The sequence below is a fragment of the Halobacillus alkaliphilus genome (assembly GCF_900113125.1).
Lineage (GTDB): Bacteria > Bacillota > Bacilli > Bacillales > Halobacillaceae > Halobacillus > Halobacillus alkaliphilus.
In genome coordinates this window covers 12,452-38,432 of record NZ_FOOG01000037.1, presented here as the reverse complement: position 1 = coordinate 38,432, position 25,981 = coordinate 12,452, and the positions used below count along the sequence as shown (strand labels likewise).

The following is a 25,981-nucleotide window of genomic DNA, read 5'->3' as shown; positions in this document are numbered from 1 at the left end:
CCTCCTTTAGAAATTTCATCTAAAAGAGTAACGTTTATAAGGGAGTTACGAAATTGTAGAGCTTAGCTTGACGGGTATGCGCCATTTCCCCACCAACCCAGCCGAGCGAGAATAACGGACGCTTATATAAGAGAGAATGCTCTCCCTCTTAACTGGTCTTACATGCTTACCTGACAGGCTATTCCACATCTTTATAGCATGAAAGCAGCCTCATATTCCCATGCTCTTTTTACTCATCAAGAAGATATCTTAAGCCGTTTCGAGTCTCTGATTTGGCCAGGTCCGGAGGGGAACGGGGAGACTCCTGTGGGATAAACATGATCGGTGAGACCCCGGAAAGCATTAGCTTGAGGAGGCTCAACACATGCCCACGGAAAGCGAGTCGTTCCCCGCAGGACCTAACTCTCTCACTAGATATCTCGAAACTGAGTCTTACAGAAACGAGAGCTTTACCTTAAAATCAATACGGAAGTTTAACAGTGCATTTCGTAAAGAAATATGGATATGGTTGAATCCAGATCCTAGATGGCATCAAGCATTTGGAACTGGGCTTTCACTAATTCATAATACTCACCTTTTTGATCCATTAATTCATCGTGTGAACCGTTCTCGAGTATGCGCCCATTTTCCAGCACATAAATATTGTCCGCTTCACGGATCGTGGACAACCGGTGAGCAATAATAATGGCTGTTCGACCGTTTAATAGTTTACGGAGGGCTTTCTGAATACGCACTTCCGTTTCGGTATCGATGCTTGCGGTAGCTTCATCCAAAATTAAAATTCGCGGATCGGCAAGTAAAGCGCGGGCGAAAGAAAGCAGCTGCTTTTCCCCAGCCGATAAAATACTACCTCGCTCTTCTACTTCTGTCTCATATCCCTCACTTAAACGGTTGATAAAATCTTCCGCTCCTACCACTTTAGCCGCTTCTTTCACTTCTTCATCACTGGCAGTTGGACGACCAAAGCGGATATTCTCAAGAATGGTGCCGGAGAAGATAAAGGTATCCTGCAGCACTACACTGATTTGCTGGCGCACACTATCAATAGTCGCATCCTGTAAATCGACTCCGTCAATTTTAACCGCTCCTTTTGTTGGATCGTAGAAACGGCTGATTAAATTCGCAATGGTCGATTTCCCGGATCCGGTGTGCCCGACCAGAGCCACCGTCTCTCCCTGTTTCATTTCTAAATTAATATCATGGAGAGCGATCCGTTTTTCATCATAAGCAAATTGCACATGGTCAAATTCTATATGACCTTTCATGTCTTTCAGCTCAACCGCATTTGTCTTTTCTTCTACATTGGGCTGTTCATCCAGAAATTCGAAAATCCTTTCCGAGGAGGCCATTGCCATGAGCATTTGATTGTACATCATGCCAAGTCTTGAAATTGGCTCCCAGAACATACCCAGGAAAAAGGCAAAGGAGACAAATTTACCAATGGATATGTCTCCACTCAGGATTAGATAGGCACCGAAAGAAATAAGGATAACGGTTCCTATCGCATTACTCATCTCTACAAACGGGCGGAACATCGCACTTTTTCTAGTTGCTGTATTCCAGGACTGAAAATTATCGGTGTTTATGCCATCGAAGTACTCCGCATTTTCTCTTTCCTGTGAAAAAGATTGCGTAATTCGAATTCCCTGAATGCTCTCGTTCAAATGAGAATTCAGACGAGACTGCTGAATCCGCACATCCTGCCAGGAGCGCCTGATATTGCGGCGCAGCTTGGTTGAGATATAGAACATCAGCGGCATAATCACAAGTATGGCTAATGCAAGCTTAGGACTCATCCAGAACAGGATTCCGATAATCCCAGTAAGCATGACAACATCCATGAGCAAGTTAATAATTCCATTCGTAAACAATTCCTGTAGAGAGTTTATATCATTCATTATTCTTACTAGAATGGAACCTGCTGATCTTGAATCAAAGAATTTGTGAGAAAGCCGCTGTACGTGTGAGAATAAGTGCTGCCGAAGGTCATAAATCACATTCTGACCTAAAATATTTACATACTTGATTCGCAGTGTATTTGCAATATAACTAAGTAGATAAAGAATAGAAATACCGACAACGAGTTGAATTAACAGATTTGTATTACTATTGCCAATAGCTTTATCAATGGCTACTCGACCAATTAAAATTGGCACAACTAGACGGACGATCGTTGATACAAGCATCGCAATGATTGAAATCGGAAGCAAAGTTTTAGAATAAGGCTTCACATAACGCAACAGTCTCCACATTTGCGACCAGTTAAAGGGTTTTTCAACTGCCTGGTCCTGTGTATATTTAAAACGATTTAAATGTTTATTCGTAACAGGTTTATGTTTCGGTTTTTTTGCCACCTGGTTCTCCCCCCTTCTTTAAGCGTTAGAAGCATTGAGTATTTTTTCTTTATCCTGATACTGGATATCGTAGATCCTCTGATACGGACCGCCGTTATGAACAAGTTCATCATGAATACCTCGCTCTTTCACTTCCCCGTCTTCCAATACGAGAATTTCATCCGCATGTTTTAACGAAGAAATACGGTGGGCAATAATGAAGGTCGTCCTTCCTTTCATGACCTCTTGCAGCGCCTTTTGAATTTGGAACTCTGTTTCCATATCAACGGCTGAAGTGGCATCGTCCAAAATAAGGACGGAAGGATCAATCAAGATAGCTCTTGCAATCGCAATCCGCTGCTTCTGTCCTCCTGAAAGCCCCATACCTCGTTCCCCAAGCAAGGTGTCATAACCCTCCGGCATTTCCATGATGAAGTCGTGGGCCTGCGCCCGTTTGGCTGCATCCATCACATCTTCAATCGTAGCATCTGGATTTCCGTAAGATATATTTTCTTTAATCGTAGTGGAAAATAAGAAAGATTCCTGCAGAACAAATCCTATATTTTTCCTGAGGGTCTTCAGCCCATATTCTTGAACCGGAGCACCATCGAGTAAAACACGGCCTTTCTCAGGTTCATAAAACCTGGTAATCAGTTGCGTTATACTGCTTTTACCTGCACCCGTTGCCCCGATTAAACCGATAGTTTTACCTGGAGGCGCATCGAAGGTAATATGTTTTAGAGCTGAATCATCGTCTTTTGTATAAGTTAACGTCACGTCTTCAAACGTTACATGACCCTGTAGTCGATCTTCAACAATGGGATCTTCTTTTTCCTTGATATCCTCCTCTGCTTCCAGAATCTCAAGTAAGCGTTCTCCAGAAGCTTTTGATTGGGAGAACAGGTTGATGACGAACCCTAAGTTCATAAGCGGTCCTAGAATGTACCAGACAAGACTGAAAAAGGCGACCAACTCCCCTAACTGAAGTGATCCGTTAATGACTAAGAAACCTCCGTACGCAAGCAAAGCAACGACACAAACGTTACCGATAAATTCCATTAGCGGAAAGAAACGTGCCCATATATTTGAAGTTGTAATATACTTCGATCGATAGTCTTCACTCCGATCCGAAAACCTTCCGATTTCAAAACTTTCTCTGGACAGTGATTTCACCGTATTCATGCCGCTGATATTTTCCTGTACTCGCGTATTCAGTTTTCCAAACGACTTCCGTATCCGCCGAAAAGCAGGGTGTACTTTACGATCAAAGCTGTAAACAACAACAGCTAAAAACGGCATGGCCGCCATCGTCACGAGAGCAAGAGGAATGGAGTAATAAAACATAACGCTTAAACTGATCACAATTAGCAAGGTAATACGAATCAGTTCCGAAAAACCAAAAGATAGAAAGAAACGAAATCCTTCTACGTCAGCCGTTAAACGTGACATTAAGTCTCCCGTCTTCGCATTATCGTAATATTTAAAGGATAGACGCTGCAGCTTTTTATATAACTCATCCCTCAAAGTGAAGACGGAGCTAATTCCAAAATATTCTCCTAAGTATTGATGAAAATAAGTCGCAATTCCCTTCACAATCATTAACAAAATAAAAATGCCGCAAATGTATGGAATTAAATTATACTCTCCACCCCGGATTACCTCATCTATCGTTTTTTGCAGTATGACTGGATAAACAACCGTTATTCCGGCAACGAAAATCAAGGACAATACCGATAAGAAAAAGTACTTACGATAGGGCCAGTAAAACTGCTTCAATTTTTTAAAAGTCTCCATAATCCCCCTCCTCCAAATATTTTTAACGTAATTATAAATATATCGGGTATCGAAATAAAATGCCACCATTACGTCCCAATTTTTAAAAATTTCTGCCAGTTTGAATCATTCAGCCAGTGACAATGGTCATATTAGCTTTACAACTTGCCCTAACGTAAAAAAAGCAATCCCCATAGGTATATGGGAATTGCTTTCTTGTCATTCCTTATTTCTGGTTAAGCCCAAGAACGCGGTTCACACGTTTACGAAGCATTTTCATTCCGCCGCCTCCAGCTTGAAAGTGACGGAGATTTCCTTCTTCATCAAATACATAATAAGCGGGCACGTACTGATTATCAAATGCGTCAGTAAGAGCGTGGCGGTTATCAACGTATATCGGCTGAGTAATGCCATGCTCTTTTGCTACTTCCTGAATTTGATCTAAATCGAGATCTTTTTCTGAACGCGGCATATGAACAGCAATAACGTTTAAATCATTACTATACTCATCACGGAATTCATTAACATTGGGCATCGCTTCTTTACATAGTCCGCAGCTGACTGACCAAAAGTGAATTAACGTCGGTTTGTTCCCGATTAAATCCTCTTTCGTTAATGGTTCGCTATTATACCATGTCGTTGCTTCTGGCAATTCTGGCATTGGTGTTCTTAAACGCATATTTAAATCCTCCTCTTCTTTCTTTAGGATGGAAAAGGGTCTAACACCTGACATGTTAGACCCTTAATCTTTCGTTCATTTAGTAAAGGGAACTTATAGAGTTTCTTGACCTGGCTTCCAGTTAGCCGGGCATAGTCCGCCGGTTTGAAGTGCCTGCAGGACTCGAAGTGTTTCGTCTACATCACGCCCGATATTATTGTGGTTAACCACTTGGTACTGCAGTTCACCTTCAGGACTGATGATGAACAGGCCACGTAGAGCAACACCTTCTTCTTCAATCAGTACACCGTAGTCTTTAGATACCTGATGATTGGTATCTGCCGCTAAATGATATTCAAGGTCACCAAGACCATTATCTTCGCGGGAAGTATTGATCCACGCAAGGTGGGTGTGAATGGTATCTGTAGATACCCCGATTACTTCTGCATCCAGATCTTCGAATTCATCGAAACGATCGGATAGAGCTGTAATTTCTGTAGGGCATACAAATGTGAAGTCCATAGGGTAGAAGAAAAGGACTGTCCATTTGTCGTTCTTCATGTTCTCTTCCAGTGAAACTTTACCGAATTCTTTGTTTGGAAGTACTGCATCCATTTCAAAGCGTGGTGCTTGCTTGGCTACCATACGATCTGCCATTTGAATCCCTCCGAAAATAATTTGAAAATTTCGTTATTTTTTCACAACATTCAGTATAACGAGAACACTAATTATAGTCAATGTTAACTAATAATTAATTTAATCTATTGTCCTCGAATGACTTACACTTTTTCTTACCAATAGTATGTACCACTACGTTTCTCATTAAACAATAGTTGATGGGAAAAGTAAAACTATACGCCCATCCCCCATTAAAATCCCAACCAATCATTTAAAAACGAAATAATAATTGAAATGATTCTGGACTTTCCGATATCCTATATAGGAACCCTAGTAAGTTTTTGGAGAAAGGAGTCGTAAAATGAATATATTTGAAGAAGGTTTTAAATTCAATCCTTCCGTTGTCGTGGAGAATATCATCACCGGAGGGCTGAAGATACTCCTTTTACTTATTGCCTTTGCTATTGTGAAGCCGCTTGGTAAAAAAGCTATTGGCGCGGCAATGAAACGGATGAGCAATCAGCGGAAATTATCAAATGGACGGAGTCAGACGCTTGAAAAACTGGCTATTAATATTTTTTCCTATTCCCTTACTTTTATTTTCATCGTCATGCTGTTAAGTGCGCTTACGATCGAAATCGGACCGCTGCTCGCTGGAGCCGGAATTGTGGGTCTTGCGATTGGGTTTGGTGCTCAAGGGCTGGTTTCCGATGTGGTGACAGGCTTTTTCATATTGTCAGAGCGCCAGGTTGAAGTTGGAGATTATGTAACGGCTGGTGGATATGACGGAGTGGTTGAGGAAGTAGGAATACGTACCACGCTGCTTCGTAGTTTCGATGGGACACTGAATTTTATCCCCAACCGGAACATTTCAGGCGTAGCCAATCACTCCCGCGGAAACATGCGTGCACTGGTGGATATCGGTATTGGTTATGATGAGAACATTGATCAGGCCATGACTGTGCTAAAAGAAGTAGCTGACGAATTCGCCATGGATGAGCGGTTTAAAGAAGGTCCAAGTGTTCTTGGCGTTCAAAGCCTGGGTTCTTCCGATGTGGTCATCCGCATATTAGGAAAAACGGAAAACATGGAACAGTGGGCTGTAGAGAGAGACTTGAGGAAAGCCATGAAAGAAGCTCTCGATCAAGCCGGTATAGAAATTCCTTATCCGCATCAAGTATATGTAACGAAAAAAGAGAACGATTAATCGCTCTCTCTAAAACCGGCCCGGGGAAACCCGGGCTATTTTTATTGGGTATCTTCCCATGCTTCCACTTTTTTAATTTGTCCGTCTTCCATATCCACGATTTTAAACTGTAATTTATCTTGAGCTACAATAGTTCCTTCCTTGGCCTCATAATCTCGGGTATAAATCCAGCCGGAAATCGTATCAATATCTTCATGGTCTAAATTTAATTCAAAGAACTCATTGATATCCTGAATGGATGTTTTCCCTTCCAGAAGGAAGTGTCCATTTTTCAGACGCTTAATTTCCCGCTCTTCTTCATGATCAAATTCATCCCGAATCTCCCCCACGATTTCTTCGAGAATATCCTCTACGGTTACAATGCCGGACGTACCGCCATATTCATCCATCAGTACGACCATATGGGTGCGATCCTTCTGCATTTTCACAAGCAGATCATGAATCGGTACATTTTCAAACACTTTCATAACTGGACGTATGAAAGAATGGATCGAATCCTGTTCTTCGACATCCTCATAAAAGAATTCTTTCATATGAATAAGGCCAATCACCTGGTCCTTATCTCCATCTACTACTGGATAACGTGTGTACCGCTCATGTTTCATCGCTCGCAAAATACTCTTCAAGGAATGATTGATATCAATCACAGCCATTTCTGTCCGTGGAATCATTATTTCTTTCGCCGTCCGGTTATCGAATTCAAAAATCCGATCCACGTAGGTGTACTCGGACCGGTTGATCTCTCCTTTTTGATAGCTTTGCGTTAAAATGTGCCTCAATTCATCTTCTGAATGGACTTCCTCTGACTCGTTAGCCGTCTGGAAACCAAACAGACGAACCAGCACATTGGCAGAGCCATTAAGCAGCCAAATAAATGGATACATAAGTTTACTGTACAGCATCAAAGGTCTGGCAAGAAGAAGTGTGATGGATTCCGCTTTTTGAATCGCTACGGTTTTAGGGGCAAGTTCACCGAGCACTACATGCAAAAATGTAATAATGAAGAAAGATATAGCAAAGGAAATCGTATGAGTGATCCCGGATGGTAAATTGAAATTACCGATTAGAGGATCGAGCAGAATCACAAGCGTGGGCTCTCCAAGCCACCCGAGTCCTAAAGCGGTAATCGTAATACCCAGCTGACAGGCTGACAAATAATAATCCAGATTGTTCAGCACGCGCAAGGAACTTTTCGCTTTTTTATTTCCTTCTGCAGCTTTTGCTTCTACACGCGTTTTCCTGACTTTTACAATCGCAAATTCGCTGGCCACAAAAAAAGCTGTGAGGATGATCAAAACAGCTACGGCTAATAGTTTCAACGTCGATTCCATAATGCAACTCTCCCTGTTCTATGTACTGGAGGTAAAAACCTCCATCTGTTTCTTAGGAGAAACGAGCATCAACTTCCTGACAAACTTCATCCGCAGTTTTCCCATGAGCATCGATGACAGAAGCTTTAGTCTCGGCATCCATGATTCCCATTACGTTGCGGTCCTGCCCGGAAATAACACAGCAGTCACAGCTCGCCGCATCCTCCTGTTTTTTCATCTCAACCAACTCATACCCTTTTTGCTGAAGAGCGGAACGTATATCACTTAGATTCTCTTCAATACCTATTCTTTTCATTACCATCCACCTCTCCCTGCCTTGTTTTAACAACCATCTATTATTGTTTACTGAAGGCAGATGGGTATGCATCCATTTCCTTTACACGTTTCTAATATGACTCTCCACCAGGTTCACTCCTACAAGGAGAGCCTCTTCTTTCGGATTTAATTTTGATTGATGCAGCCCGGCTTTAGAATCCACTCCAAGCCAAAACATAAAACCTGGAATTTCCTTCAGCATGTATCCGAAGTCTTCTCCTGTCATAGCCATGTTCGCGTCTTGAAAATCGTAAGAAGAGCTGTTTACTGTATGTCTGAAGCCCTGGACAGCTTCTGTATCATTATAGACCTGATAGTAATTCGATCCGTATTGAATAGAAATGTGGCAGTCGTTGCTTATTTCAAACCCTCTGGCCAGTTTTTCAATTTCAGCTTTCACCTGATCCATCGATTCTGGTGTCAGAGTGCGGATCGTTCCCTCCAGTCTCGCTTCCTGGGCAATAATATTTTGTACGGTTCCCGCTTCCATTTTACCTATAGTTATAACCGCGCTGTCGAGCGGGTCAACTCGACGGGCAACGATTTGCTGTAGATGAGTGACAAATGTACTGCCTGCAACGACCATATCCTTCGCCATATGAGGAAAAGCTGCATGGCCACCTGTGCCTTTGAAGTCAATAAATAATTCACTAGTATTCGCAAAAAGCAGTCCGGGTTTTGTTGATACCGATCCTACCGGGAGCTCCGGAGCAATGTGCAACGCAAATATGGTGTCAGGTTTATACTGTGTTAGAAAATCAGCCTGAAGCATAGGTTCTGCCCCTCCCGGACCTTCTTCTGCCGGTTGGAATAAAAATACCACATTGTGATCTGCTGGCTCTGAAGCGAGCCTCGTCAAGGCGCCTAAAGCAATCGTCATATGAAAATCATGACCGCAGGCGTGCATCCTTCCTTCATGGACAGAACGGAAGTCGAAGCCTGTTTCTTCATTTAAAGGTAAACCATCAATGTCTGCACGATAGCCAATCGTTTTCTTACCAATCTTTCCTTCTACTTTGACAAATATGCCGGTCTTCCATGTTTCAACGGTCAGAGCCTCCTGAGGGAGCTGTTTGATGTAATTCAATAAGAAGTTCTGCGTTTTTTCCTCTTGAAAACCAAGTTCAGGGATCTGATGAAGATTTCGTCTTACTTCAATTAATTGTTCTAGTTCCACGGGGTACCCTCCTTATAAGAAAGGCCTTGCTGCTTCAGCAAGGCCTCATTCGTACTTATTGATCTAATTTACGAAGTTCTTGTTTAATTTCTGTTTTCGATTTTGTCTGGTCATCGATATCTTTAATTTTCTTAGCTGGTGTTCCCGCTACAAGAGTATTAGGTTCTACATCGGCGGTAACGATTGAGCCGGCAGCTACAACAGCACCTTCACCGACCGTGACACCTTCAAGAATAACAGCATTTGCTCCGATAACTACGCCATCCTCCACTACAACAGGACTTGCAGAAGGTGGCTCAATAACTCCAGCTAGTACGGCACCGGCTCCGATGTGACAATTCTTCCCTACCGTAGCACGGCCTCCAAGAACGACATTCATATCAATCATGGTGCCTTCTCCTACAACAGATCCGATATTAATCATAGCACCAAGCATGATCACGGCTCCGTCTCCAATTTCTACTTGGTCACGGATAACTGCTCCTGGTTCAATACGCGCGTTCACTTTTTTCAGATCAAGAAGCGGAATAGCTGAATTTCTACGGTCATTTTCAATGACATAATCCTTAATTTCACTACTGTATTTTTCAAGAAGAGGCTGAATCACTTTCCACTCCCCGAATATGACTCCGGATTGTCCAGAAACAAAGTCTTGCACTTGTTCTCCAAAATCCAGACTCTCAAGCTGGTCACCCTTTACATATACTTTAACTGGTGTAGATTTTTCACTGTTTGAAATAAATGAAATAATTTCATTAGCATCCATTTGATTCAAGTTAAACTCCTCCTTTTATGTAATTCTTTCACCCTTTACTTTATCAAAGCAGTAAGGATGATATCAAATTTCTTTTTTTGGAAGTCGCAAAATTAATATAAAACTGATGACTGCCAGTATGAGTATTCCTATATATACCACATGCAGTCCTGAAGTTAGTCCTGATTGTAACACTTCCAGGGCTCGTTTGCCTAACTCATTCCTCCCGCTTTCCCGTAAAAGTAAATTCGTGGAATCTACTGTAAATTGATCAGATAAACCCGACTGCTCAATCGCTGCATTAATCCGGCTGTTCAACAGGCCTCCGAGCAAAGCAGCACCAATCGCACTGCCTATAGTCCGCATAAACATGTTCGTTGCTGTCGCTATGCCTCTTGTCTTCCAATCTACCGTGTTTTGAATAGAGACGATAAAGGAAGTTGATGAGAGCCCCATGCCTATTCCAATGAACAGAGAACCAATTGCAGCGAATAATGGACCTTTATCAGGCGTTAATACTGAAAATAATGAAGCACCTATAATGAGAGATACTCCGCCGAGGATCGAAGTCGGACGGAAGCCTATTCTGAGCACAAGCCGTCCGGCAAGGGTGGAAGCAATAGGCCAGCCGATCGACATAGCCGTCAAGGTGAAACCTGCCACAGTAGCTGACTGCTCCATAACTCCCTGTACAAACGCAGGAAGGTAACTAGTAACTCCCATAAGAATCATACCTGTCGTCAGGGAGGTTAAATTCGCATAGCGGATGGACTGGTACTTCCAAATATGAAAAGGCATCATCGGCTCGCGTGCTTTTCTTTCCACAAGGTAGAAAATAGTAAAACTGGTAATAGAGGCAATTGATAAAGCGAACATAACCCATGATTTCCAGGGGATGCCTACTCCTCCCTCAACAAGAATAATCATGAGTGTACTGATCGTAATGACCACCCAGAAAGAACCAGCCACATCAATCGGTCTTTTTTCTTCAGAAACATCTTCATGGAAGAAAAAAATGACACCAATTAAAGCCAACAGGCCGAGAGGAACGTTCATCCAAAAAACATACGGCCAGCTGAGTACATCTACAAAAAATCCGCCCAGAGCTGGACCTGTCACTGCTGAAATCCCCCACACACTGGTCAGGTAACCTTGGATTTTCGCTCGTTCTTCCTTTGTGTAAATATCCCCGACGATCGTTGTTGCTATTGGCATTAAGGCTCCGGCCCCGAACCCCTGAATTAGTCTGGCCACGATTAATACTTCCATCGAAGGAGAAAGCGCAGAGGTTACCGCGCCAATTAAAAATAAGCTGATTCCCATCATAAAAATCGGTTTTCGGCCAAATATATCAGATAAGCGTCCAAACAATAATACTGTCGCAGCATTTGTTAATAAATAAGCTGAAAATACCCAGCTGTATAAACTAAATCCCCCGAGATCAGCCACAATGCTCGGCATGGCTGTCGACACGATCGTTGCTTCGATAGCAGCCAGAAACATCGCCATCATAATGGAAGCTAATACGAGACCACGATTTCTTCTCTTTTCCTTTGTCATGCGGACATCCACCTTTTAAACCGTACACTAGATTAAACGTTGCTTCCGTAATCAAAGATTCATTCACTTCATTAATAATCCGTTCTATTGGAAGATTCAATTTTATGCCTGTGAAGAGAAAAGTTTTCAGGAAAACAATGCGTCACCGGCAACCTGCCTTTAATTTTACAAAAGACTCTATTAGACGCATAGTTAATTATTCATAAAATGTATCTTTTGCTATCAGGACGGATTGAGTATGACTCAGTTTCGAGATATTGATTTACAAGAAAGGTCCTCCGGGGGACGATTCGCTTTCCGCCCCTGTACGACGAAGGGCCATAGGAAAGTGTTCAAATGTGGAATCGCCCCGAAAAACACGACCAGCATAAGCCGAGCATCAAAAGGACGGTGGTCTTTCCGTCCGTTGATGAACGGCTTATGTCTCGAGTTTCTGGGTGATGGAACAAGACGAGTTATTTCCCCACCATCCCTCTTCCACTTAGAGTAACGGACCCAATTTTATCTCGAAACTGAGTCTTCCTGTATCGCGAGCTTTATTGAAAAATCATCTCGTAGATTTACTTGACCTGAACCATAAAAAAATAGAAGGCACCGGTATGATGCCCTCTATTTTATCATAGCTGTTATTTATAGTCTCTTGTTTATGTCCATTTAAAAGTCTCGTGATAATGCTTACTGAACTGTTTCAGAATGGTGCGGCGGGTGACAATTCCATCAAATTCACCATCATCGTCAATTACACAGACAAAAGGGAAATCAATTAACTTATGCAAAGCGTCAATCATACTGTCTTCATGATGGAGATATGGAAAATCCTTATCCATCACTTCTTTTACTTGAATATCAGATAAACGGTTTAATTCAAATTCTTCAATGCCTAGGGTTTCTTCTAAAATCTTCGACTTACTGATGACTCCTTTAAATTTAAAGGTCGGATCTAAAACAGGAATAGAAGAATAGCCGGTCTTTACCAGAACCAGCAAAGCGTGCTCCAATGGATTGCCGACTTGGACATGAGCTACTTTTTCAGAAGAAATCATTAACTCGGATACTTTTGGAATAACTAATGCTTCTTTTTCTAAACTTACCATAAACTTGTTCTCTCCTTTTTCTCTTGCAACTGAAGGAGCAGAAAGACGCTTTGGTTAACCAGTAAATATAGTAACATACATCTGGATAAATCTCGACCTGCAAATTCCGACAAACCTTTTACTGAAGGGTTTTCAGTCTATTTTTTATACCCCTTACTTCTCATTATATAAACCTTGTTGTTTATTAAATATTCACTAAGGCGTATAATAAAAAGCAACATGAATTTATTGGGGCTGAAAAACTAATGATGACGCACACGTTTTCAAGACGCGAAGAAATAGCGAACGCCATTACGCACGGGATTGGTGCTGTATTAAGTGTAGGAATGCTGGTGATGCTGGTCGTATTTGCAAGTTTAGAAGGAAACATCTGGCATGTTGTGTCCGTTTCTATATACGGGGTTACCATGCTTCTACTGTTCGTTTCTTCTACACTTGTGCATAGTTTTCCAGCTGGGAAAATGAAAGACTTATTCGAGATTTTTGATCATTCAGCTATTTATTTGTTTATTGCAGGGACCTATACCCCGATCCTACTTGTTCCATTGCGCGGTTCCTTAGGATGGACACTGTTTGGAATTATATGGGGAATGGCTATTTTAGGTGTCATTTTCAAAGTCTTTTTTGTAAAACGCTTTGTAGTTCTCTCTACATTATTTTATGTACTTATGGGATGGCTTCTTATTATTGCATGGGGACCGTTAACCACCGAAGTGCCGGCAGCAGGAATAACTTACCTGATCCTCGGAGGCGTCATGTATTCCATTGGTTCCATCTTTTATGTATGGAGAAGTTTCACGTACCACCATATGGTTTGGCATTTATTTGTGATTGGTGGCTCCATTTTCCATTTCTTCACTATTTTCTTCTATGTAATCTAATGGCACAAAGAAACCGCTGCAGCGTGCAGCGGTTTCTTTAATAGTTTTTTTATATACAAGTGAAAAACGCCTTACTAACGGATTTCCCCAGCACATCTTGAAACTGATTCTTCCAAAAAAGGGACCTTATCTTTAAAATTCAATGAAGTGTTTTAAAATGGAAATTTATTTAGCCATTGACCTCCGTCTAAAGTGACGACTTCCCCGTTCATGTAAGCGGCTTCATCAGAGAGTATAAAACGAGCGAGTCCAGCAATTTCTTCTGGCTGTCCAACACGTCCGAGAGGGACAGACTTCAACGTTCGTTCTGTCGCTTCTTCGGATTGAAACAATCGCTCCGCTCCCCCTGTCCGTTCAATCGGTCCCGGAGCAATGGCATTAGCTCTAATTCCATACTTACTTCCCCACTCCACAGCAAGCGTTCTCGTCATAGCAAGCACTCCAGCTTTTGCTGATGCAGAATGGATAACACCAGCTCCTGCACCCCATGCATATGTAGCGACCATGTTTAATATAGAGCCTTTAATTTGGTTTTCTATCCAATAGTTACCGACGGCCTGACTGCAGTAGAACGTTCCATTTAATACAATATTGATGACCGAATTCCATCCGTTTGGGGATAGCTTTTCTGCGGGCACGATAAAATTGCCTGCTGCGTTATTAACTAAATGGTCAATTCTACCAAATGCGTCCACGGTTTCATTAACCATTCTCTTTGTGTCTTCCACTTCCCGCACATCCATAGGAATAAGCAGAAGGTTGTCTCCATTTTCTCCAGCGATTTGCTTTTTTGCTTCTTCTAAACGCTCCTGCGATCGTCCTGTGATCGCGACTTTAGCACCTTCATCAAGAAACCTTTTAGCCATATAGAGCCCCATACCACTCGAGCCCCCTGTAATAATTACCACCTGATTGTTCATTTCATCATCCTCCTATCTCTCTTTATATTTACATTCCACATAAAAAAATGAATTCCTGTTCATTTTTCAAAAAATATTAAAAAGGAGGAGAATCTTCCTAAGTTTGAATAAAGATTTTCGTGGTATAATGACCAGAGAATTCAGGAGAGAGGACTTTCTATGAAATTAACCAGGCGCAAGTTCATTAAGAATATGGTGCGCAGTTTTCTTGGTTTCCTAGGTTTAAGTGGACTGAGCTACTATTATGCCAAATACGTAGAACCTGATTTATTAACCGTAAAAAAGTTCAGCATACATCATTCAAAAATTCCAAAAAGCTTTCATAACGTAGATATCCTTCAATTCTCCGATACGCATATCGGATTTCATTATGATTTAAATAAATTTGAGCAGCTGATTGAAACCATAAATAAAAAAAACCCGGATTTAATTTTATTCACCGGTGATTTAGTAGATGAACCGCAGACCTACTCATTTACAGATCGACTGCCATCCTTATTAAACCGATTGGAAGCTCCACTCGGAAAGTACTGGATTTATGGTAACCATGACCACGGTGGATACGGTACAGAGAAGATTTATGAAGTAATGTCGCGCGGTGGATTCACCCTTCTGCAAAATGAAAGCACAGCGATTCAAAAAGGCAGCGATTCCTTTACCCTTGCTGGATTGGACGACGTAATGCTCGGCCGCCCAGATATAGAAGAAACACTATCAGACCGCAACGAAAACAGCTTCACGCTTCTTCTCGCCCATGAACCTGATATTGCCGACCAAGTCCAACGGTACGGGGTAGACGTCCAGTTATCCGGTCACAGTCACGGCGGGCAAGTACAGCTCCCTATCTATGGCTATTTAATCACCCCTCCTTTAGCTGAAAAATACGTAGAGGGTCATTATCGACTTTCAGAGGGAATGGATTTATTTGTAAGTAGAGGTTTAGGAACTACACGTATGCCCTACCGCTTTCTCTGTCGTCCGGAATTATCGATCTACCGCTTAAAATCACCAGAAATCTAACTTTTTTGTGACAGTGAGCACTCGATGACTGCCTGTCGGAAAGCAGTGGTACACTTATAGGAGAGAAAAGTAATTGGGGGATTTACATGAAACGCACAACAATATGGGTACTCGGTTTAGCAGTTTTACTTCTGACAGCATGCGGGTCCCCAATCGAAACAAATATGTCCAGGGACGTGAATTCCCTTGAAGCTATAAATCAGGACGGTGAAAAAGTCACTCTGCCGGAAGATTACAGCGGTGAATACTGGATTGCTGATTTTATTTTTACAAGTTGTGAGACAGTATGTCCGCCAATGACCGGAAATATGTCCCGTTTGCAGCAAGAGCTTGACCAGGAAGGGATGGAAGTCCCGCTCGTTTCTATGAGTGTAGACCCTAAGACCGACACTCCGGAGAAAATGAAGTCGTTTGCTGAACCCTATCAGCCTGATTTCAGCCAATGGAATTTTCTGACGGGTTATTCTTTCCAAGAGGTAAAGGAATTTTCCATCAAGTCTTTTCAATCTCCAGTTAAACAGCTGGAAAACTCCAATCAGGTTGCTCACGGAACCAGTTTTTACCTGGTCACTCCAGAAGGAGAAGTAATTAAAAGCTATAACGGTACAGAAGCTGGAAGTTTGGATCAGATTATTGAAGACTTGCAAACATTAAAACAAAACCAATAGAAGTCTAATGAAACGTTACCCAGATCATCAAAGATAAGCTCCCATTACTTGAAGACTCAGTTTCGAGGTAAATTAGGTCCGTTACTCTAAGTGGAAGAGGGCTGGTGGGGAAATAACTCGTCTTGTTCCAACACCCCGCAGGACCTTAACTACAAACCAATATCTCGACACTGAGTCTTACAGTAACCAGCCCTATTGTGTAAGGACATTCTTATTATACGAAGCATGTTGATTCACATTTTTCATAAAATAAATGTAAATTTTTTGCAATTATAACAAAAAACACATATGATAGATTTACACAATTGGATAGAAAGGAGAAATGTTATGAAGAATTATGCTCTCTCAAACAGAGAATTAGCAGAATCCCTGTTTATTGTTAACCGTCACGCAAAAACGGCCCCCGAACCTAAGCACTTATATGATATAAAAAAATATACAATTGATAAACTTCTGCAGGAAAGCCGCGCTAAAAAAATTGGTCTCCATTTCTCAGATCACCCTAAACTCAGCCAGCAGCATTCAACCCTCCTCATTGAAATTGCCGGGTACTACTTTCATATTCCAGCGAATAAACAGGATTTCGATCAGTTAGAACACCTGGGGAAAGTCGACCAGTCTTACAGAAATCCGAAACCAAAATTGTCTCTGTCCAAAGCCAAACGAATTCTTTATCGCTATTTGAACTGGGAACAGCCTGTGAAGAAGCAGCCTGCCTACGCCTCTCAGTCCCGTCCTGCTGCCAGTTTTCTTGGCCAGCGCGATGTATCCCCGTGGAATCAAAGACGCCGTAGGCATAATTAATTTTCCGGGATGTTCTGAACCATGTTTTACCGCTTGAATAATAAGGAAATAGAGGTTGTAGAGGAGGATGATACAAATGAGTACTGACATGTTGGAAGATTTCCAATACCATCTAAAAAAATACATGGAATACACAACAGAAATGCGTGCTGCTTTTGAACACCTGTCTGAGCATCAGCAAAAAATCATTGTGGAAGCGTCCCCTACAAAAACAGGACCTGAAACATTATCCAAGCAGGCCTATGCCTGGCACGATGAACTCTACAAACGGTTGAATATTGAAAAATAATGCAGAAAAAGCCGCTGGGATTCAGCGGCTTTTTTTCCGTTATAAGATATAGTGATCGATCCATTTAACCAGTTCAAGAATTTCAGGTTTAGATACCTGTGCATCCGCTCCGACTTTTTCCCCTTTGTGGCGAAGATCATTTGTAATTAAAGAAGAAAAAATGATAACCGGAAGAGCCGTCAACTCTTCACTTTCTTTAATGATTTTCGTCAGATGATGCCCATCTATCTGCGGCATTTCAATATCCGTGATGACCAACTGGTATTCTTCTTCTACCGATTTCCCTTCACCCACCAGCTGCTTAAGATGATCCAGTGCTTCTTTTCCATCTTCAAATACGACAGTTTGATGGTATCCCGCTTCTTCAAGTGTCTCCTGTAACAACGCTCGAAGAAGGCTGGAATCTTCAACGACCATAATCTTTTTTTCAGATCTCTCCCTTTCACCAAGGTTCCGTAACTGTTCCTTAGTGATACTGGACTCAGGGCTAATATCAGCAGCCACTTTTTCAAAATCCAAAAGCAGCAGCATGCCGCCCTCCATTTTTACAATGCCTGTAATTTTCGTTTCCAGTCCTTGATACATTTTATCCGGTTTCTCCATCTGCTCCCAGGAAATTCGATGAATTTGTGTGACCGTATGCACATGAAAAACAATTTTCATTTGATTAAACTCCGCTAGAATGAATTTATTCTGAGCTGGATGTGCTGAAGGGTCAAGGCCAAGGGCGTGTGCGGTATCAACCACTGGCACGACATCTCCTCTTATTTCTATAATTCCCTCCACGGAAGGGTGGGAGTGAGGAATATGGGTAATAGGCTGGGGGTTAAGTATCTCTTTTACTTTAATTACGTTGATACCGAATCGATTGGATCCAATGCCGAATTCCACGATTTCCAGCTCATTGGTCCCACTTTCCAGGAGTACGCCTTGCTGATTTTCCATAGGTTATCGTCCTTCCTCTCTTAGTTCATTCTCTCTATATATCGTCTTAAAGAAACCCTTATTCAACAGGATAAAGCCATAAAAAAACACCCTATCAGCAAGGGTGTTCTACATATCATTTCTGATGATTAAATAGACGATGAGACCTATGACAGGGAAAAACAAGGTACCGAGCAAGACAAGTATGGCAAACTCCGGGCTCTTCCCTTTTCTTCGTGAGTCACGGTAGGACCAAATACTCGTTACGATATTTAAAACCAATAAAAGCAAACCAAATAAAAGAAAGATGAATAGCAGCGTCAGGTTAAATTCCATCATCATGGTGTATCCCCCCTTCTATAAACTTTACGAATTGTAAAGTCAGGAGGTTTCAGAAAACTATGCGGCCTGTTTTTTCGCTCGCTCTCTCAGGTGAGTCCATGTTTTTTTGAACATCTTAAATAGTACGTATATAACTCCATAGCTGCTGATCGCAAGCAGACAAATAGACCAATAATAATCTGGAAGTGTCGACTGCTCCTGACTCATCGCATACCTGTCCACGAGCTGTAAAAAAGCAATCGTAATTAAGCTGCTTGTAAAATAGCTTGCAAAGGTATTCCAATTTTTCATCATCATCCATTCGATGATGGGACGAGCGACCCACATCAGGGACATAATCAAGACAAAAACAAGAAAAAACTGTACATACTCCGGTTTTAAGCCGATCATACGAATCACATCATCATTTAACATTGCAATCACATGATCCAGCACAGAATAATCAATCCACTTTTCCACACAAAGCATCTCCCCGTGTTCATTATACAACCATTATGAACATATCCCATGGAGAATAAACTTAAGAAGATAACAGCCCTTTATTCTTTGCCCACTTTAATCCTTCTCTTTTGGTCAAAGGCCGGAAAGATACCGACTCCAATAACTGGACTACGGCATCCGTATCTGTTTTACTGTACTCACGAAGCGCCCAGCCTATAGCTTTTTCGATAAAAAACTCTTTCTCATCCTTTAGTTGGCAGGCCGTCTCAAATAATAACTCTTTATTTGTGGCCTCTTTATACTTTAATTGATGAAGCATGCTGGAGCGCCGTACCCAAAGATTACTGGAATGGCTCCAATTCTCAGTAATAGGCCTTAACCGTTCGGGGTAACGCTTAAAATATCCCCCACATAACTTGGACGCAATCATATCCACGGTATCCCACCATGAGGCGGTCATCATCAGCTCTTTATAAACCGCGATGGAAGATGGAACTGCATTCTTCACACCTTTTTCCAATAATTCAAGAGCTGCATAGTGACATTCCCTTTCTGGCTGCTGAAAAAGCAGGATGGCCGCGTCCATCCGTTCCGTTTCCGAAATCGAACTATATTCTTTATAAATTGGACGCAGAATCGCTGTGCGCTCAGGGCTTTTAATGCCATAAAACAGGAACTGATGTTTCATGTAAGCTTCCATAGCCGGCCTGTTCTCTTCATTATGATGCTCCTGAAAGGTATGAATAATGGCGGACTTGATTTGTTCGCTTCTCTTCACTCAAATCTTCCCTTCTCTCAGGTTTGTAAAAAGGATGCCAATTGATCGGCCTGACTTTGCGCTTCCTCGTATCCTTGAGTGTACAGCTGGTGAAGACGATCCCGGTTCCTTTCAATGCGGCTTACTTGAAGCGGCTTCATTGGACGGAGTACAAAAGCTTCCCCCGATTCTTCCATCCGCTTCACCTCTTTCAATTTTTCATTATAACGTTCATGGCGGTTAATTAGAGATTTAGCGAACATCGGGAATTGTTTATATTTCCGGTTAAAATACCAGCCCAATTTCATCTTTCCTTTTAAGTAACCGTCATTTCTAGTTAACACGAATACATGTTTAGCGTTCCCATGCTTAATCGAAGGGCCGACGGGAATCGGATCTGAAATACCCCCGTCCATCAATTGTTTCCCATCATACATAATGCTCGGTGCGATTAAGGGAAGTGAACTCGAAGCACGCATTACTTTCAACAAACTTTCTCTTGTGGGGAAGTGATCATAAAAGAGGGGTTCCCCGGTTTCAAGATTAGTAGTTCCTACTACAAAATCAGCCTTCTTTGATTGAAAGGATTCATAATCAAACGGAACCAGATCATTCGGAAGTTTATCAAAAATAAAATCCATTCCAAATAACTGACGTTTCGTAACCATTCGTTTATAGGATATGTACTCGGGATGATCCCCGTATTCAACCATGACTTCATAATTTCTGCCTCTTTGTCCCGCTACATAGGAGCTTCCATTGCAGGCACCTGCTGAAGCACCTACCACAAATGGGAATTGGATTCCTTCGTCATGAAATAAATCCAGAACACCTGCCGTATAAGCTCCCCTCATGCCTCCGCCTTCTAAAACTAAACCCGTATCTTTCATCGATGGACCTCCTTTGTGCTTGTACCCCTCATTATACCAGTGGTATGACAATTTTAAATCATTCTGTCTTCCTGGCGCTTTATGTCTTCTTAAGTTTACTAAAGACTAGTTCTGTTAAACTTCCGTGTTGATTTTAAAGTTAAGCCCCGGTACTGTAAGACTCAGTTTTGAGAGAATTCGGGTCCATTGCAAACAATAGATGAGGGCGGCTACGATATCTAGTGAACGAACCCTGCTATAGGAGACAGGAGCCATACTTCATCTGCCTCAAATGCTTCTATAACAGGGTTCCTACACGTAAACAACCTTTAAAACTCAGGGTGGATTATAGATAATCCTTGTTCATTGGAAGGTGTTTATTCAGAGAATTTCGAGCTCTCCATGATCGCCGTTCCCTGGAGCCCCTTTCTCCAGCCAATATCTCGAAATCGAATCTTCCACAATCCGGCCCTATTGTGTAATAAGCCTCTCTTGTGAAAATCTACTATAAACTTTAAAAGAGCCAAAAACTAAAAAAGCAGCCCACTGCTATGCGGCTGCTTTTCTCATATGGTATCATCAATTAACATAAGAGGATTCAAGTTTCTTTGCGTGCTTTTCATCTATTAGTTCTTCAATTTTATCAATGGCTTTCTGGTCTTCTAAAAGCTGTTGTTTATTTTGAGCGACTAATTCTTCAAAAGAGATTCTGCTCATTCTCATAACAATCAAACTCCTTTCTATTATACTACAATCAAATTATAACAAAATTCTACAAAATAACTATCTAAATTGTTTGAACATTTTGTTAAATATATGTAAAGAGGTGCTCAGCCATGGAACAACATATCAATCCCCGCCTAAACGATATTCAAATATCAGGAATTCGCCGCTTCTTTAATATGGTGAACCAATATGATGATGTCGTATCCCTTACAATTGGCCAGCCTGATTTTTATACACCTGATCATATTAAACAGGCCGCCGTCGATGCGATCCAGAATAACAGGACGACTTATACTCCGAATGCTGGAATTCTTGAGCTAAGAAGGGCTATCGAACAATATGTATCCGAAAAATATGATTTATCCTATCAAGCTGATGAAGAAATAATCGTGACGGTCGGAGCTTCCCAGGCAATTGATGCCACACTTCGAACCATCCTTACCCCAGGAGACGAAGTTATTCTACCAGGTCCTGTTTATCCTGGATATGAACCTTTAATTAAACTTGCGGGAGCCACCCCCGTGTACGTAGATACAAGAGAACAGGATTTTAAACTGACAGCTAAGCACCTTGAACAATCCATAACATCAAAAACGAAAGCCGTTATCCTTCCCTATCCATCTAATCCTACGGGAGTTTCGTTGACGGAAAGTGAGTTGCGCGGAATTGCAGATGTATTGAAGAAATATAAACTGTTCGGATTGGCCGATGAAATTTATAGCGAACTGGTTTATACAGGGAATCATACATCCATCGCCCAGTTTTCGGATGTTCGGGATCACATCATTGTAATTAACGGTATTTCCAAGTCCCATGCCATGACCGGGTGGAGGATTGGCTTTTTACTTGCTCCGGCCTGGCTTGCCAAGCATATATTAAAAGTACATCAGTACAATGTTTCCTGCCCGACTTCGATCAGCCAGTATGCAGCGCTTGAAGCATTGACTATTGGAAAAGAGGACCCCTCCTCTATGAAGGAAGAGTATAAAGAACGAAGAGATTATGTAATGAGGCGGTTATCAGGAATGGGACTTGACTACGTTGTTCCTGACGGCGCCTTTTATATCTTCCCTAAATTTCCTCTGGAAGGGATGACGAGTTTTGAAAAAGCCGTCCAGCTTTTAGAAGAGTGCCGTCTCGCTTTAGTTCCTGGTGATGCATTTTCTACTTACGGCGAAGGGTACATGCGACTATCTTATGCTTATAGTCAGGAAACCCTCAAAAAAGGACTGGACAGACTAGAAGCTTTTCTGACAGATTAAAAAAGCCTGCAGCTTGAGCTGCAGGCTTTTACTTATTAGTTTTATTTTGAATTTGATTGAGGACAGCGTCTAACTCCTGACTGATTTTAACCGACTCTTCACTGGAAAAACCTTTTTCTAACGCAACTTCAGTCATTCGTTTGCGAAGTGCTTCTATTTTAATGGAAACAGGATCTTCCTTTGATGTAATCACGACAGGCTACCTCCTTGGCCTTAAGGGAAAGTTACAACAATACAAAGGGAAAGAATGTGTGTTCCCCTTGACAAAAAAATTATCTCAAGTTTTTTTGAATTTGTAAATGTAGTTGCCAAAACTTCTATTCATTCGACAATAATTTTACACATGTAAATTATCTGTTAAATCACTGCTTTCTCGTCTTTTCTTTTAAGTGGGATGTGATAAAATATAGGGGAAGTGAACATTATCTAATCCCATGTTCATGGAGAAAGGAAGATATAAAGTGTCAGAGCAATCTAAGAACGAATGGCTCGAATGGATTAAAGCCATCGTTGTAGCCATTGCGTTAGCATTCATTTTACGTACTTTTTTCTTTGCCACTTCTATTGTAGAAGGAGCCAGTATGGACCCGACACTTGAAAACGGCGAACGCGTCATGTTCAACAAAATTATTTATTATATTGATGAACCCGAACGGGGAGACATCGTCATTATTGAAAGGCCGGTAAAGAGTTATGTTAAGCGCATTGTAGGTCAGCCAGGAGATACGATTGAAATACGCGATCATACTTTGTTTATAAATGGGAAAGAACAAAATCAGCCCTACCTTAATCAAACAGCTATTCACGCCACCAGAGACTTTGGTAAAGTAGAGGTTCCGGAAGACCACTATTTCGTGATGGGAGATAACCGTTCTATCAGCAAAGACAGCCGTAATGGACTTGGCTTCGTTGAAGAAAGTGAAATTATCGGGCGAACAGAACTCGTGATCTATCCATTTAATGAGTGGGGTCTAACTAATTAATCAGTTAAAAGACGAGTCTGAGAAGTGTATGATCACTTTCAGACTCGTCTTTTTTATTTGACCGAATAAATTTTTTCAGGCAGTTGGTGAAGCGTTTCAATTAATAGATCAAGTTTTCCCTCAACGCGGTGCAGCAAATAAAAAGTTACCGCAATCGGGAAACCGACATCTGTAATGAAAGGCAGCCAAGTTTCCACCCCATTCACCTCCCCTCCAATAACACGTTTATAAGAGCAGTTCGTGTGACTATACCTAATTAGAAATACATTTCCTTCAGACCGTAATGCCCCCATCACTCTAGATTTATACTTTTTGTTTTGACCCAGTTAAACGTTGAAAATTCCTAAAGCGCTTATTAAGCTAAAGAGCCGCATACTGTAAGACTCAGTTTCGAGATATTGGGTATGAGGAAGGTCCTCCGGGCCTTGCCAAATCATAAGCTCGAAACCACTTTCAAACAGCACCTGTGTGGTGAGGAATTAGACCATGTGGTTTTGTACCTATTTCAGGATGTATCGATCCGCAATAGCCTGTATTAAAGCATTTAATCCAGATTAAGGAGGAGAATCTTTCTCTTCTAGAAGGGTCCGTTTTCATAATTATTTCCCCACCAACCCTCATCCCCATTTTAGTAACGGACCCATTTATCTCGAAATCAAGTCTTCCACAAACTGGAGCTTTAGTGGAAGTTCAACACTGTCTCTAATGGTTTCCTATTCTTAGAAAGACAGCCGCTATTTATCAAAAATAGCGGCTGTGTTTAATTATTAAATTTCTACATCAAATACATTGCGTTCCACAATTCGCGCTTCTTTTTTAGCGACTAAATCCCCGCCGCTTGTCGTAAAACAGTTCTCCAGTAGGATCGTGTCCATAACGGAATTAATCAGGACCGGATCTGCCGGCTCAACAGGCTCGTCCAGGGTAAGGGTTACGGTTCGGTTTTCTTCGTTTAAGAATTTCAGCTCCAGCTTTTTCAAGTTCATTTCTCCTCTTCTATTCTATTTTTTACAAATCAATCAAAATGGAATTGTCATTGCGTTCAACCGAATACAATAGATGCTGTTGAAGAGGCGCCATTGCCGTTGCTACACGGTACAACTGATCTTCAGTAGCTGTCATTTTAATATTGTTAAAAGACTTCGTACGGAAGATTGTGTTCCCTTTCTCATCCTGTCCATTTTCAAGAACGAGTTGAAGCTGTGAGCGTACAATTTCAGTGCTTACTGCCATTATCTTTCACCTCCCTTCACTTCTATAATCGAAGGAAAGCTCAAATAGGTGTCAAAAAAAAAGATCCGCAAGATCAGCTTAATGAGCTTCTCCTGCGAACCTTCTTCTTTCTCTTATATGATATGTCATTCCAAAGTTAAGTACAGATTACCCTCGATCGAAAATACACATTCCAATGAGACCTAGTGACACAATTACACAAACAATGAACATAACTACTTCAGCCATATCCTCACTCCTTTCCTCTACACCCATTTTAGCAAAAAACAAACGAATGTGCTGAGTCTATTTTTAGTCGAAATGATCCTATCCATTCATTATAAAAGATTCACTTCCCTAATGAAAAGTAAACTACTAAAATTCATAGGACTGTCATAACTTCTAGACCACTTTGTGAATTACTGCACAAAGTATAGCACCTTAACGATTACCCTTATATACTATAGGTGTAAGCAAGAGATCAGCCAATCATGTGAAAAGCTGAACAAACTAAAGGAGTGAGTTTGATGATTAATCAATGGATTAGAAACAATGAGAAAGCAGCCCTTATTTTGACCGTCATTCGTGTGTACTTAGGTTATACGTGGCTCACATCTGGATTAGGAAAAGTGACAGGAGGATTTGAAGTGAATGGCTTCTTAACGGGGGCCATAGGCAAAGCTGAAGGTGCTCATCCTGCGGTTCAGGGGTGGTGGGCAATATTCTTGGAACAGATCGCCCTCCCGAACCATGAATTATTCGCTTTCCTGGTGATGTGGGGTGAAGTGTTTGCTGGAATTGCACTCATACTTGGTTTATTCACGAATATCGCCGCTCTTGGAGGTATCTTGATGAATTTCGCATTTTTGTTCAGTGGTACAACCAGCACAAATCCACAGATGGTATTACTGACCGTATTCCTATTAGTAGCGGGAGCAAACGCCGGTAAATACGGACTGGATCGCTGGGTTCTTCCTCATCTTCCTCGTAAAATAGCCTGGCCAAAAAGGAAAACGCTGGCCCATTAATCATTATAGAACGTTGTTGAAGTCCTATGGCATAT

At 41.6% G+C, this 25,981-nt stretch carries 30 protein-coding genes; 9 read left to right on the top strand and 21 right to left on the bottom strand.

The window, feature by feature from the left end:
• Nucleotides 1-521 precede the first annotated feature (521 nt).
• From BMZ06_RS16235 to BMZ06_RS16220, 4 genes are all read right to left on the bottom strand, one after another.
• Nucleotides 522-2,354, bottom strand: coding sequence for an ABC transporter ATP-binding protein (locus tag BMZ06_RS16235; RefSeq protein WP_089753567.1), 1,833 nt, complete (start codon nt 2,352-2,354; stop codon nt 522-524).
• Nucleotides 2,355-2,372: 18 nt separating this feature from the next.
• Nucleotides 2,373-4,127, bottom strand: a complete 1,755-nt coding sequence (locus tag BMZ06_RS16230) for an ABC transporter ATP-binding protein (RefSeq protein ID WP_089753564.1) — start codon at nt 4,125-4,127, stop codon at nt 2,373-2,375.
• A gap of 205 nt (nt 4,128-4,332) precedes the next feature.
• Complete coding sequence (locus BMZ06_RS16225; RefSeq protein WP_089753562.1) at nt 4,333-4,785, bottom strand: TlpA family protein disulfide reductase; 453 nt, start codon at nt 4,783-4,785, stop codon at nt 4,333-4,335.
• A 93-nt stretch (nt 4,786-4,878) separates the two neighbouring features.
• The gene (locus BMZ06_RS16220; protein WP_014643036.1) at nt 4,879-5,421 is read right to left on the bottom strand and encodes a peroxiredoxin; all 543 of its coding nucleotides are present in this window, start codon (nt 5,419-5,421) and stop codon (nt 4,879-4,881) included.
• Nucleotides 5,422-5,743: 322 nt separating this feature from the next.
• Between BMZ06_RS16220 and BMZ06_RS16215 the strand changes: the two genes are divergently transcribed.
• Entirely contained in the window at nt 5,744-6,589 is an 846-nt protein-coding gene (locus BMZ06_RS16215; RefSeq protein WP_089753560.1) for a mechanosensitive ion channel family protein, read from the top strand.
• 41 nt (nt 6,590-6,630) lie between these two features.
• On the opposite strand, the gene BMZ06_RS16210 is transcribed toward BMZ06_RS16215, so the two are convergent.
• The 6 genes from BMZ06_RS16210 to cbpB all read right to left on the bottom strand — a co-directional run bounded on the left by BMZ06_RS16210 (nt 6,631) and on the right by cbpB (nt 12,820).
• Entirely contained in the window at nt 6,631-7,920 is a 1,290-nt protein-coding gene (locus tag BMZ06_RS16210; protein ID WP_089753558.1) for a hemolysin family protein, read from the bottom strand.
• A 52-nt stretch (nt 7,921-7,972) separates the two neighbouring features.
• Nucleotides 7,973-8,215: a YkuS family protein gene (locus tag BMZ06_RS16205; protein WP_014643033.1), complete on the bottom strand. Its 243-nt coding sequence runs from the start codon at nt 8,213-8,215 to the stop codon at nt 7,973-7,975.
• Nucleotides 8,216-8,296: 81 nt separating this feature from the next.
• Nucleotides 8,297-9,412: an N-acetyldiaminopimelate deacetylase gene (locus BMZ06_RS16200; protein ID WP_089753556.1), complete on the bottom strand. Its 1,116-nt coding sequence runs from the start codon at nt 9,410-9,412 to the stop codon at nt 8,297-8,299.
• A 55-nt stretch (nt 9,413-9,467) separates the two neighbouring features.
• Nucleotides 9,468-10,187: a 2,3,4,5-tetrahydropyridine-2,6-dicarboxylate N-acetyltransferase gene (gene dapD / locus BMZ06_RS16195; protein ID WP_089753555.1), complete on the bottom strand. Its 720-nt coding sequence runs from the start codon at nt 10,185-10,187 to the stop codon at nt 9,468-9,470.
• Between the two features lie 63 nt (nt 10,188-10,250).
• Nucleotides 10,251-11,726, bottom strand: coding sequence for an MDR family MFS transporter (locus BMZ06_RS16190; RefSeq protein WP_089753553.1), 1,476 nt, complete (start codon nt 11,724-11,726; stop codon nt 10,251-10,253).
• Between the two features lie 644 nt (nt 11,727-12,370).
• Complete coding sequence (gene cbpB, locus BMZ06_RS16185; protein ID WP_089753551.1) at nt 12,371-12,820, bottom strand: cyclic-di-AMP-binding protein CbpB; 450 nt, start codon at nt 12,818-12,820, stop codon at nt 12,371-12,373.
• Nucleotides 12,821-13,065: 245 nt separating this feature from the next.
• Here cbpB and trhA point away from each other — a divergent pair, with 245 nt between their 5' ends.
• Nucleotides 13,066-13,701 (top strand): PAQR family membrane homeostasis protein TrhA, encoded by a 636-nt coding sequence (trhA, locus tag BMZ06_RS16180; RefSeq protein ID WP_089753550.1) that lies wholly within the window; start codon nt 13,066-13,068, stop codon nt 13,699-13,701.
• A gap of 152 nt (nt 13,702-13,853) precedes the next feature.
• Here trhA and fadH read toward each other — a convergent pair whose 3' ends face one another.
• Nucleotides 13,854-14,621 (bottom strand): 2,4-dienoyl-CoA reductase, encoded by a 768-nt coding sequence (gene fadH, locus BMZ06_RS16175; RefSeq protein WP_089753548.1) that lies wholly within the window; start codon nt 14,619-14,621, stop codon nt 13,854-13,856.
• A gap of 159 nt (nt 14,622-14,780) precedes the next feature.
• Between fadH and BMZ06_RS16170 the strand changes: the two genes are divergently transcribed.
• The 4 genes from BMZ06_RS16170 (at nt 14,781) to BMZ06_RS16155 (ending at nt 17,402) form a co-directional block, all read left to right on the top strand.
• Complete coding sequence (locus tag BMZ06_RS16170; RefSeq protein WP_089753546.1) at nt 14,781-15,641, top strand: metallophosphoesterase; 861 nt, start codon at nt 14,781-14,783, stop codon at nt 15,639-15,641.
• An 86-nt stretch (nt 15,642-15,727) separates the two neighbouring features.
• Complete coding sequence (locus tag BMZ06_RS16165; RefSeq protein WP_089753544.1) at nt 15,728-16,309, top strand: SCO family protein; 582 nt, start codon at nt 15,728-15,730, stop codon at nt 16,307-16,309.
• A 327-nt stretch (nt 16,310-16,636) separates the two neighbouring features.
• A complete protein-coding gene (locus tag BMZ06_RS16160; RefSeq protein WP_089753542.1) occupies nt 16,637-17,113 on the top strand; it encodes a YkyB family protein in 477 nt (158 codons plus the stop codon).
• Nucleotides 17,114-17,189: 76 nt separating this feature from the next.
• Nucleotides 17,190-17,402 carry a hypothetical protein gene (locus BMZ06_RS16155; protein ID WP_139205846.1) on the top strand — a complete coding sequence of 71 codons (213 nt, stop codon included), beginning with the start codon at nt 17,190-17,192 and terminating at the stop codon, nt 17,400-17,402.
• Between the two features lie 39 nt (nt 17,403-17,441).
• Here the strand turns inward: BMZ06_RS16155 and BMZ06_RS16150 are convergent, their stop codons facing one another.
• The 6 genes from BMZ06_RS16150 to BMZ06_RS16125 all read right to left on the bottom strand — a co-directional run bounded on the left by BMZ06_RS16150 (nt 17,442) and on the right by BMZ06_RS16125 (nt 21,458).
• Nucleotides 17,442-18,347 carry a chemotaxis protein gene (locus BMZ06_RS16150; protein ID WP_089753540.1) on the bottom strand — a complete coding sequence of 302 codons (906 nt, stop codon included), beginning with the start codon at nt 18,345-18,347 and terminating at the stop codon, nt 17,442-17,444.
• Between the two features lie 108 nt (nt 18,348-18,455).
• A complete protein-coding gene (locus tag BMZ06_RS16145) occupies nt 18,456-18,665 on the bottom strand; it encodes an ABA4-like family protein (protein ID WP_425431779.1) in 210 nt (69 codons plus the stop codon).
• Between the two features lie 60 nt (nt 18,666-18,725).
• Nucleotides 18,726-19,136 carry a hypothetical protein gene (locus tag BMZ06_RS16140; RefSeq protein WP_245756033.1) on the bottom strand — a complete coding sequence of 137 codons (411 nt, stop codon included), beginning with the start codon at nt 19,134-19,136 and terminating at the stop codon, nt 18,726-18,728.
• A gap of 52 nt (nt 19,137-19,188) precedes the next feature.
• Complete coding sequence (locus BMZ06_RS16135; protein WP_089753537.1) at nt 19,189-19,887, bottom strand: DNA alkylation repair protein; 699 nt, start codon at nt 19,885-19,887, stop codon at nt 19,189-19,191.
• Between the two features lie 17 nt (nt 19,888-19,904).
• Nucleotides 19,905-20,756, bottom strand: a complete 852-nt coding sequence (locus BMZ06_RS16130; RefSeq protein WP_089753535.1) for a patatin-like phospholipase family protein — start codon at nt 20,754-20,756, stop codon at nt 19,905-19,907.
• Between the two features lie 558 nt (nt 20,757-21,314).
• Nucleotides 21,315-21,458, bottom strand: coding sequence for an FbpB family small basic protein (locus BMZ06_RS16125; RefSeq protein ID WP_089753533.1), 144 nt, complete (start codon nt 21,456-21,458; stop codon nt 21,315-21,317).
• Between the two features lie 113 nt (nt 21,459-21,571).
• Here BMZ06_RS16125 and BMZ06_RS16120 point away from each other — a divergent pair, with 113 nt between their 5' ends.
• The gene (locus tag BMZ06_RS16120; protein WP_089753531.1) at nt 21,572-22,723 is read left to right on the top strand and encodes an aminotransferase A; all 1,152 of its coding nucleotides are present in this window, start codon (nt 21,572-21,574) and stop codon (nt 22,721-22,723) included.
• A gap of 28 nt (nt 22,724-22,751) precedes the next feature.
• Here BMZ06_RS16120 and BMZ06_RS16115 read toward each other — a convergent pair whose 3' ends face one another.
• Nucleotides 22,752-22,916, bottom strand: a complete 165-nt coding sequence (locus tag BMZ06_RS16115) for an aspartyl-phosphate phosphatase Spo0E family protein (RefSeq protein WP_089753529.1) — start codon at nt 22,914-22,916, stop codon at nt 22,752-22,754.
• 268 nt (nt 22,917-23,184) lie between these two features.
• On the opposite strand from BMZ06_RS16115, the gene lepB reads away from it, so the two are divergent.
• Complete coding sequence (gene lepB / locus BMZ06_RS16110; RefSeq protein WP_089753571.1) at nt 23,185-23,706, top strand: signal peptidase I; 522 nt, start codon at nt 23,185-23,187, stop codon at nt 23,704-23,706.
• Between the two features lie 53 nt (nt 23,707-23,759).
• Here lepB and BMZ06_RS16105 read toward each other — a convergent pair whose 3' ends face one another.
• From BMZ06_RS16105 to BMZ06_RS16095, 3 genes are all read right to left on the bottom strand, one after another.
• Complete coding sequence (locus tag BMZ06_RS16105) at nt 23,760-23,903, bottom strand: YvrJ family protein (protein ID WP_087946067.1); 144 nt, start codon at nt 23,901-23,903, stop codon at nt 23,760-23,762.
• A gap of 570 nt (nt 23,904-24,473) precedes the next feature.
• Entirely contained in the window at nt 24,474-24,686 is a 213-nt protein-coding gene (locus BMZ06_RS16100) for a DUF2922 domain-containing protein (RefSeq protein ID WP_175477913.1), read from the bottom strand.
• A 28-nt stretch (nt 24,687-24,714) separates the two neighbouring features.
• A complete protein-coding gene (locus BMZ06_RS16095; protein WP_089753525.1) occupies nt 24,715-24,939 on the bottom strand; it encodes a DUF1659 domain-containing protein in 225 nt (74 codons plus the stop codon).
• A gap of 506 nt (nt 24,940-25,445) precedes the next feature.
• Here BMZ06_RS16095 and BMZ06_RS16090 point away from each other — a divergent pair.
• Nucleotides 25,446-25,946, top strand: a complete 501-nt coding sequence (locus BMZ06_RS16090; protein WP_089753524.1) for a DoxX family protein — start codon at nt 25,446-25,448, stop codon at nt 25,944-25,946.
• The last annotated feature ends 35 nt before the right edge of the window (nt 25,947-25,981 follow it).

Coding starts and splice junctions, on each gene's coding strand:
- BMZ06_RS16145 (WP_425431779.1), bottom strand. CDS start 18,665: ATGATGGAATTTAACCTGACGCTGCTATTCATCTTTCTTTTATTTGGT.
- BMZ06_RS16155 (WP_139205846.1), top strand. CDS start 17,190: ATGAGTACTGACATGTTGGAAGATTTCCAATACCATCTAAAAAAATAC.
- cbpB (WP_089753551.1), bottom strand. CDS start 12,820: ATGGTAAGTTTAGAAAAAGAAGCATTAGTTATTCCAAAAGTATCCGAG.
- BMZ06_RS16120 (WP_089753531.1), top strand. CDS start 21,572: ATGGAACAACATATCAATCCCCGCCTAAACGATATTCAAATATCAGGA.
- BMZ06_RS16140 (WP_245756033.1), bottom strand. CDS start 19,136: ATGCTTTGTGTGGAAAAGTGGATTGATTATTCTGTGCTGGATCATGTG.
- trhA (WP_089753550.1), top strand. CDS start 13,066: ATGATGACGCACACGTTTTCAAGACGCGAAGAAATAGCGAACGCCATT.
- BMZ06_RS16230 (WP_089753564.1), bottom strand. CDS start 4,127: ATGGAGACTTTTAAAAAATTGAAGCAGTTTTACTGGCCCTATCGTAAG.
- BMZ06_RS16190 (WP_089753553.1), bottom strand. CDS start 11,726: ATGACAAAGGAAAAGAGAAGAAATCGTGGTCTCGTATTAGCTTCCATT.
- BMZ06_RS16160 (WP_089753542.1), top strand. CDS start 16,637: ATGAAGAATTATGCTCTCTCAAACAGAGAATTAGCAGAATCCCTGTTT.
- BMZ06_RS16220 (WP_014643036.1), bottom strand. CDS start 5,421: ATGGCAGATCGTATGGTAGCCAAGCAAGCACCACGCTTTGAAATGGAT.
- BMZ06_RS16125 (WP_089753533.1), bottom strand. CDS start 21,458: ATGAGAATGAGCAGAATCTCTTTTGAAGAATTAGTCGCTCAAAATAAA.
- BMZ06_RS16090 (WP_089753524.1), top strand. CDS start 25,446: ATGATTAATCAATGGATTAGAAACAATGAGAAAGCAGCCCTTATTTTG.
- BMZ06_RS16150 (WP_089753540.1), bottom strand. CDS start 18,347: ATGGAAAATCAGCAAGGCGTACTCCTGGAAAGTGGGACCAATGAGCTG.
- BMZ06_RS16210 (WP_089753558.1), bottom strand. CDS start 7,920: ATGGAATCGACGTTGAAACTATTAGCCGTAGCTGTTTTGATCATCCTC.
- BMZ06_RS16225 (WP_089753562.1), bottom strand. CDS start 4,785: ATGCGTTTAAGAACACCAATGCCAGAATTGCCAGAAGCAACGACATGG.
- BMZ06_RS16205 (WP_014643033.1), bottom strand. CDS start 8,215: ATGAAAAGAATAGGTATTGAAGAGAATCTAAGTGATATACGTTCCGCT.
- BMZ06_RS16165 (WP_089753544.1), top strand. CDS start 15,728: ATGAAACGCACAACAATATGGGTACTCGGTTTAGCAGTTTTACTTCTG.
- BMZ06_RS16170 (WP_089753546.1), top strand. CDS start 14,781: ATGAAATTAACCAGGCGCAAGTTCATTAAGAATATGGTGCGCAGTTTT.
- BMZ06_RS16215 (WP_089753560.1), top strand. CDS start 5,744: ATGAATATATTTGAAGAAGGTTTTAAATTCAATCCTTCCGTTGTCGTG.
- BMZ06_RS16130 (WP_089753535.1), bottom strand. CDS start 20,756: ATGAAAGATACGGGTTTAGTTTTAGAAGGCGGAGGCATGAGGGGAGCT.
- fadH (WP_089753548.1), bottom strand. CDS start 14,621: ATGAACAATCAGGTGGTAATTATTACAGGGGGCTCGAGTGGTATGGGG.
- BMZ06_RS16095 (WP_089753525.1), bottom strand. CDS start 24,939: ATGGCAGTAAGCACTGAAATTGTACGCTCACAGCTTCAACTCGTTCTT.